Origin of the sequence: Paraburkholderia sp. SIMBA_053 (assembly GCF_046534895.1) — a bacterium.
Taxonomy (GTDB): Bacteria; Pseudomonadota; Gammaproteobacteria; order Burkholderiales; family Burkholderiaceae; genus Paraburkholderia; species Paraburkholderia caledonica.
The window spans coordinates 1-261 of the sequence record NZ_JAWRXU010000969.1; the positions used below are offsets into that span (position 1 = coordinate 1).

Sequence of the window (261 nt, forward strand, 5' to 3'; positions counted from 1 at the left end):
GCTGAATCGAGAAACCGCGTACCGTTTCGCCGATTACGCGGATTTGATGAGCCGGGAATTGGCCGGCAACGTCGATGCATGGGCGACGCTCAACGAGCCCTGGTGTTCCGCGTATCTCGGCTATGGAAATGGCCATCACGCGCCGGGTCTTGCCAACGGGCGCTTTGCCACGCAGGCGATGCATCATCTGCTGCTCGCGCACGGTCTCGCCGTACCTGTATTGAGCGCGAACGATCCGGCTTCGCAAAAGGGCATGGTCGC

At 61.3% G+C, this 261-nt stretch carries 1 protein-coding gene; it reads left to right on the forward strand.

Translation table 11 applies throughout. The features are described 5' to 3' along the window. Nucleotides 1-261, forward strand: a 261-nt coding sequence (locus SB753_RS38490) for a family 1 glycosylhydrolase (protein WP_410805344.1), incomplete at both ends; no start/stop codon positions are given.